This window comes from Candidatus Nitrosotalea sp. FS (genome assembly GCF_011319475.1).
Classification (GTDB): Archaea; Thermoproteota; Nitrososphaeria; order Nitrososphaerales; family Nitrosopumilaceae; genus Nitrosotalea.
In genome coordinates this window covers 22,742-29,229 of sequence record NZ_RCMC01000037.1, presented here as the reverse complement: position 1 = coordinate 29,229, position 6,488 = coordinate 22,742, and the positions used below count along the sequence as shown (strand labels likewise).

General features: G+C 36.4%; 10 protein-coding genes. 9 read left to right on the top strand and 1 reads right to left on the bottom strand.

All coding sequences use genetic code 11. The annotated features are described in order from the left end of the window. Positions 1-87: 87 nt before the first annotated feature. Positions 88-756 carry a ribosome biogenesis protein gene (locus tag DYY66_RS01860; protein ID WP_166285703.1) on the bottom strand — a complete coding sequence of 223 codons (669 nt, stop codon included), beginning with the start codon at positions 754-756 and terminating at the stop codon, positions 88-90. 34 nt (positions 757-790) lie between these two features. Here DYY66_RS01860 and DYY66_RS01855 point away from each other — a divergent pair, with 34 nt between their 5' ends. The 9 genes from DYY66_RS01855 (at position 791) to DYY66_RS01815 (ending at position 6,429) form a co-directional block, all read left to right on the top strand. Then, positions 791-1,102 carry a ribonuclease P protein component 4 gene (locus DYY66_RS01855; protein WP_166285701.1) on the top strand — a complete coding sequence of 104 codons (312 nt, stop codon included), beginning with the start codon at positions 791-793 and terminating at the stop codon, positions 1,100-1,102. A gap of 39 nt (positions 1,103-1,141) precedes the next feature. Beyond that, on the top strand, positions 1,142-1,594 hold the full coding sequence (locus DYY66_RS01850; RefSeq protein ID WP_166285699.1) for a 30S ribosomal protein S19e: 453 nt from the start codon (positions 1,142-1,144) through the stop codon (positions 1,592-1,594). A gap of 7 nt (positions 1,595-1,601) precedes the next feature. After that, on the top strand, positions 1,602-1,880 hold the full coding sequence (locus DYY66_RS01845) for a DNA-binding protein (protein ID WP_166285697.1): 279 nt from the start codon (positions 1,602-1,604) through the stop codon (positions 1,878-1,880). A gap of 47 nt (positions 1,881-1,927) precedes the next feature. Further along, positions 1,928-2,977, top strand: coding sequence for a zinc-binding dehydrogenase (locus DYY66_RS01840; RefSeq protein WP_166285695.1), 1,050 nt, complete (start codon positions 1,928-1,930; stop codon positions 2,975-2,977). 13 nt (positions 2,978-2,990) lie between these two features. Continuing rightward, entirely contained in the window at positions 2,991-3,845 is an 855-nt protein-coding gene (locus DYY66_RS01835) for a CoA ester lyase (protein ID WP_166285693.1), read from the top strand. Between the two features lie 70 nt (positions 3,846-3,915). Beyond that, positions 3,916-4,506 (top strand): riboflavin synthase, encoded by a 591-nt coding sequence (locus DYY66_RS01830; protein WP_166285691.1) that lies wholly within the window; start codon positions 3,916-3,918, stop codon positions 4,504-4,506. Between the two features lie 74 nt (positions 4,507-4,580). Next, complete coding sequence (ribB, locus tag DYY66_RS01825) at positions 4,581-5,261, top strand: 3,4-dihydroxy-2-butanone-4-phosphate synthase (protein ID WP_166285689.1); 681 nt, start codon at positions 4,581-4,583, stop codon at positions 5,259-5,261. A 2-nt stretch (positions 5,262-5,263) separates the two neighbouring features. Further along, a complete protein-coding gene (gene ribH / locus DYY66_RS01820; RefSeq protein WP_166285687.1) occupies positions 5,264-5,680 on the top strand; it encodes a 6,7-dimethyl-8-ribityllumazine synthase in 417 nt (138 codons plus the stop codon). Then, a complete protein-coding gene (locus DYY66_RS01815; RefSeq protein ID WP_166285685.1) occupies positions 5,677-6,429 on the top strand; it encodes a GTP cyclohydrolase IIa in 753 nt (250 codons plus the stop codon). The genes ribH and DYY66_RS01815 overlap by 4 nt, the downstream gene beginning before the upstream one ends. The last annotated feature ends 59 nt before the right edge of the window (positions 6,430-6,488 follow it).

Genomic DNA, 6,488 nt, shown 5'->3' with positions numbered 1-6,488 from the left:
GCCGGGATTTGAACCCGGGTAACGGGCTTGGAAGGCCAGTGTACTAACCAAACTATACTACGACCGCTCACTGTGCCAATCTTGGACCTACATAATAATTCTTTTTTCGCACTCATAGAGTACACGTGAAATTATGATGTGAGCTTCAAGTGGATTTTTGTCTACAGCTATTGTCTTGTCAAAATATTCTTTATTCTTATCAAAAAATTGACCTTTTGAAAATCCTCCTATTACAAGACAAGTGTTGTTGTCTACCTCTTCAGCTAATTTTTGATAAGAGCTTTTGACACCTTTGCTTGAAAGTGCAATCGTCTGTTCTGGGTCAATTTTTCTAATTAGATCTCCCAAACTCATGTCCTTTATTGTAAGAAGTGTGTTGTTGTTCTCTTTGATCTCTTTGGTGGCATACAGTTTTTCAACAAGTCCTGTGAATCTATGATATGATTTTGGCAATCTTACATTTTTGCCCACAGAAATAACTTTGTCATCAATGGTATGAACAAACACATTCAGCTTGTCTTCAAAATAGAGAGGAATGCTACAAGCTTCAAGGAGTGAAAAATGAACAAGATCAGGCCTTCCTCTTTTTATCTCGTTCTTGATTCCCTTCATTGCGGCAAAATGCCATGAGACGTCAAGCAAAATTTCAGACGGTTTTTTGTTAAATCTTCTGGCAGACGCTGTAACAGAATTGTGTCTATGCATCTCTTTAGGTACTAATTCTAAAGCAGATTCTGCTATTACAAGCGAGAGCAAGATTGTATTTTAAGGGTGGGAATTATTAAACAACATGAAACCTGCAATTAAGGATCTCTTGATAGAACGAATGCAAATTCTAATTAAAAATGCCATGTCAAACGCAAGATCTAATCCTGAATTGGCAGAAAGGCAAGCAACACTTGCCAAGAGACTTTGTACGAAATACCGTATTAGAATGCCCTATGAATTGCGGGCAAATTACTGCAAAAAATGTAAAAAATTCATAATGCCAGGATTTACAGCGCGAGTGAGAATAGGAAGAAGCAATGTAAAATCAATACGCATTACATGCAGTTTTTGTAATCACACATATAGAAAGATAATTAAAAAACAAATTCTATAGGTCAATGATTTATAAGACGAACTTTGAATTTTGGTTTTTATGGCAAAGGCATACGATGTACCAGCGGATTTACTGATCGGTAGATTAACTGAGACTCTAAAGAAAGAAGATATCGTACAGCCAAGCTGGATTCCATTTGTTAAAACTGGTGCTCATGCAGTAAAACCTCCGCAACAAAGTGATTGGTATTACACAAGATGTGCATCTCTTCTAAGAAAAATTTACTTGCACGGACCTATCGGAATAAATGATTTGAGATCAATGTATGGTGGCACAAAACCTGTTGGTTATGGAGGAGCACACCACAGAGATGCTGGTGGCGCAATAATCAGAACTGCAGTACATGGCTTAGAAAAATTGGGTTATTTGGATAAGGTTGAAGGAAAAGGTAGAACAATATCTCATGAAGGCATGAAAAAACTTGATAGACTGTCAACTGAGATCTTGAATGAATTAATCACAAAGAATCCAAATCTAAAGAAATATTCCTAGTAGTATCATGAGCTCTCATAATTCAAGTGATGATAGAAATCCAAGCGATGCAGAAGTTTCTGCTTTAAAGGAAAATGCACTAAAGACCCTTCTTACCGCTGAAGCAAGACTGAGACTGAACAATGTTAGATTGGTTAAACCTGATCTTGCGGCAATGGTTGAAAACTATCTTTTAGGATTGGCATCTCAAGGAAGGTTAAATTCGCAAATTTCTGATGATCAGCTAAAGCAAATTTTGCTGTCTACACAACAACCCAAAAGAGACTTCAAGATTAACCGCAAGTAGATCTCTCTAGGGAAAATATATTAGGGGTAAATTGGTCGATTACAAATATGAAAGCAGTTGTTTATGACAAATATGCTCCAAATGACGATTACAAATCCATCCTAAGTGTAAAAGAAATCCCTGATCCAAAACCAAAACCAAATGAAGTTGTTTTCCGTGTCAAGGCAGCAGCCCTAAACTATAACGATATCTGGGGAATGAGAGGACAGCCAGTTGCTGTACCATTACCACATGTCTCAGGTTCTGATGCAGCAGGTGAGGTTATTGCAGTAGGAGAAGACGTTACAAATTTCAAAGTTGGCGATAGAGTTGTTTCACATTCAAACATGTCATGCAGAGTATGTGATGCATGTACTGACGGACGTGAATATGATTGCACAAAAAGAACCATCTGGGGATTCCAAACAGGACCTACATGGGGTGCATTCTCTGAAATCACGCACTTGCCTGAAGTCAATGTTGCAAAAATTCCAGAAGGCGTAAGCTTTGATGAAGCTGCAGCAGCTTCTATGACATTACTTACATCATGGCACATGCTTGTAGGAAGAGCAAGAATTCGTCCTGGACAAACAGTCCTTATCATGGGTGGAGGTTCTGGTGTGGGAAGCTTTGGAATTCAGATTGCAAAATTATACAACTGTAATGTTATTGCTACAGGAAGTCCAGACAAACTAGACAAACTAAAAGAACTTGGAGCAGATCACGCAGTTGATCACAGAAAACCAGATTGGGCTAAAGAAGTAAGACAACTTGCAAAACCACTAGGTGGAATTGACGTATCATTTGATCACATAGGTCAAACACACTGGAATGATCAACTTACCTTACTAAAATACGGAGGAACACTGGTAACATGTGGTGCAACAACAGGATACGATGCAAAGACCGACCTGAGACACATCTTCTTCAAAGGAACTAACATCTTGGGTTCCACACAAGGAACAAAGGCAGAGCTAGAACAAGGATTGTATTGGATGGGCAAAAAGAAAATTAAATCTATCATAGATTCCGTGTACAGTTTTGAAAATGCTGCTGAAGCACATACTAAGATGCTCACTGGTAAAGGACTAGTCGGCAAAATCTTACTCAAACCATAAACTCTTTCTATTTATGGCAAGACTCTTACGTAGTCTTTTGTTTGTTCCCGGAAATAACAGTCGCTTTCTAGAAAAAGCAAAATCTCTTCAGGCAGACATTGTATGTTTTGATCTGGAAGATTCTGTTCCTCTAGTAGAAAAAAGATCTGCACGAAATCTAATAAAAAATGCATTAAAAAATAGATCACAGTATCACTCCGAAATTTATGTCAGAACCAATTCTCCAGTATCTGGACTGATACCTGATGATTTACTCGAAATTATTCAGAAAGGTGTTGATGGCATAGTGATTCCCAAAGTAAATACTGTAAGTGAAATAAAAAAAATCGAAAAAATCATGTTGAGGTTAGAAAAAAAGCGCAAGCTAAAACCCATAGAAGTCATAGCATCAATAGAATCTACAGAAGGTGTTGTGAATGCATATGCCATTGCATCATGTAGTAAAAGAATCTCCGCTTTGGTTTTCGGTGTATTTGATCTACTAAATGACTTGGGTGTAGAATATACAAAAAAACCGGAAGGAGCTGCATACTCACGAGCTAAAATTCCAGTAGATGCAAGAGCCGCAGGAAAATATGCAATTGATGCAATATGGCAAGACCTTGATGATATATTAGGATTAGAACAAGATTCGCTTGTTGCCAAAAATCTTGGATATGTTGGCAAAAGCATCATTCACCCAAATCAAGTTGATGTTGTTCACAAAGTGTTCTATCCTACTAGCGCTGAGATGGAATGGGCAAAAAAAGTTGTGAGTGCATATGATATGGCCAAGAAGAACAAGAAAGGAGCAACCACGGTTAATGGAAAAATGATTGATGAGGTGCATTACAAGAGAGCCATATCTCTACTGAATTCTGCCAAATAATGATGTGTTTGACTCGATTCTACTTTTATCTGATAAACATAAATCATCTTGATGTAAATAATAACTCATCATGTTTACTGGAATAATTGAAGGCCTGGGCAGTATTGTAATGTTTGACAAAAAAACAAGTAACCGTAGTGCCGCAAAAATGAAAATCAAACTTGATAAAATTGCAAAAGGCCTCAAAGTAGGAGATAGTGTTTCAATAAATGGCGTATGTCTTACTGCAGTAAATATCTCAAAAGGAATTACAGAGTTTGAAATGATTGGCGAGACAATAAAGAAAACTAATCTAGGATCCTTAGAACGTGGAGATCGAGTGAACATTGAAAGAAGTCTAAAAGTTGGTGAACGACTTGAAGGACACTTTGTACTGGGACATGTTGATGGTGTTGGCATTATATCAAAGATTGAAAAACAGACCAATCAAATACAAATCTGGATAAAAATTCCAAAAGAATTATCAAAACATGTTATCAAAAAAGGTTCGATAACAGTTGATGGTATCAGTTTAACAATTGTTGATAAATTAAAAGATCAATTCTCTGTTTCAATAATACCGCATACAATGCAAGTAACTAATCTTGGTTACAAAAAAATTGGCGATAAAGTTAATATTGAAACCGATATACTCGGAAAATATATTTTATCTGAAGATTAACCTATTACCACTATTTTGGTAATTACCAATTTTCTAGTAAGATTTATAACAATAATGAAAAGCTGATCATGTATATGTCCTTAGAAGAAGCACTTTCATCACTTAGGAAGGGCGATTTCATTTTGCTTCATGATGGAAATAAGCGTGAGAACGAGGTAGATATGGTAGTTGCAGCAGAATTTGTGACTCCTGAACATATAGCCCGTATGCGCAAGGATGCAGGAGGGTTGATTTGCATGTCAATTAACCATGAACTTGCATCAAATTTTGGATTAAACTTTATGCATGAGATTCTTTTCAATTCTCAAAACTTTGATGCAGGCTTGAAGAAGATGGTAATTGGTACTGCTCCTTATGGAGATCGACCATCATTTTCAATTTCAATTAACCATAAAAATACATTCACTGGAATAACAGATAAAGAAAGAGCATTTACAATTTCTCAGATGGCAGAATTGTACAAAAATAAAAATATTGACAAAAAAGAAATATTCAATTCTAATTTCAAGACACCTGGCCACATTCCATTGCTTATTGCTTCAGAAGGATTATTATCAAAGAGATTAGGACATACTGAAATGTCTATTTATCTAATGAAACTTGCAGGACTTTCACCAGTTACCGCAATCTGTGAAATGTTAGACTCGCAAACATATGCTGCATTGTCTACGGAAAAGGCAAAAAAATATGCAAAAGATAATGCCATACCATATTTTGATGGTACTGAGCTTGTCAAATTCGCCAAGGAGCATTGATCTTGAATATAGCAATTGTTGTTGCCGAATTTAATAGTGAAATTACTTTTAAAATGCTTGACATTGCTATAGAAAAGGCAAAAGCACTAAAAATAAATGTAAAATACACAAGTAAAGTTCCAGGCGTATTTGATATGCCTCTGTTGATTGATACCTTGTTGCAAAAAAAAGATGTTGATGCTGTAGTGACCCTTGGAGCAGTAATCAAAGGTCAGACAAAACATGATGAACTCATTTCACATGTAACTGCAAAAGCATTAGCAGATCTCTCAATAAAGCACCAAAAACCAGTGACACTGGGAATAACAGGGCCTGGAATGAGTGATAGACAGGCACATCAACGAATACGACCAGTAGCTGAGAGAGCCATTGAGGCTGCAAAGAGACTGTCTGAAGAACTGGAAAAAATTAGAAAATGATTCAACTGACCATAATCAAGATAACCGGATATGGACCATGGACTCTGACTCTTGGTAGCGATAGAGAACATAGGCTCCAGATGCTCCAAGCGTCATTATACCAAGAAATCCAAAACTTGTTTTCACAAAAAAATTGCCTTGCATTTCCTAATAGATTTGATGAAATCTTTGTAATAACTAATGGTCTCTCAGTTGATGATCATATTGAAATTCAAAAACACCTGATGAAATCCTTTGAATTGGGTTTATCCATGTCTATTGGACAAGGCAAAACTCCATTTGAAGCAAGCTCAAATGCTGACAAGGCAAGAAGATCTAACGCAACCCTGAGCAAGGATCATAATATCTTTGGATTACCATTGGGCGAAGATGCAGATTTAGTTCAGATTATACACATGGATGTGGATGGTTCTACATCAGTTTCTGCAAAAAAATCACCTTATGAAGTATCTTCACTGATTATCAAACTATATTCTGAAATGTCAGAGTTTTTCCTCAAAAGAAATTCTCTTGCATTTTTCATGGGCGGAGACAACTTTATGATATTAAGTTCTGATGCCAACAAAGATGAAATAACAAAGTTTCTTGAAATTGTAAAACAAAAATATGATATCTCATTTAACTGCGGAATTGGAACTGCAAAAACAGGAAGAGATGCAGCAAAATTGGCTACTCAATCACTAGATAAGATCCGTGAGCTTAGAGACTCTGGAAAAAAAGATACCAGAATTCTTGAGATAACATGCTGATAAGAAATATCAGCCTGCTATATGGTAAAGAACTAGATTATATCCAAAGTACTAGTGTG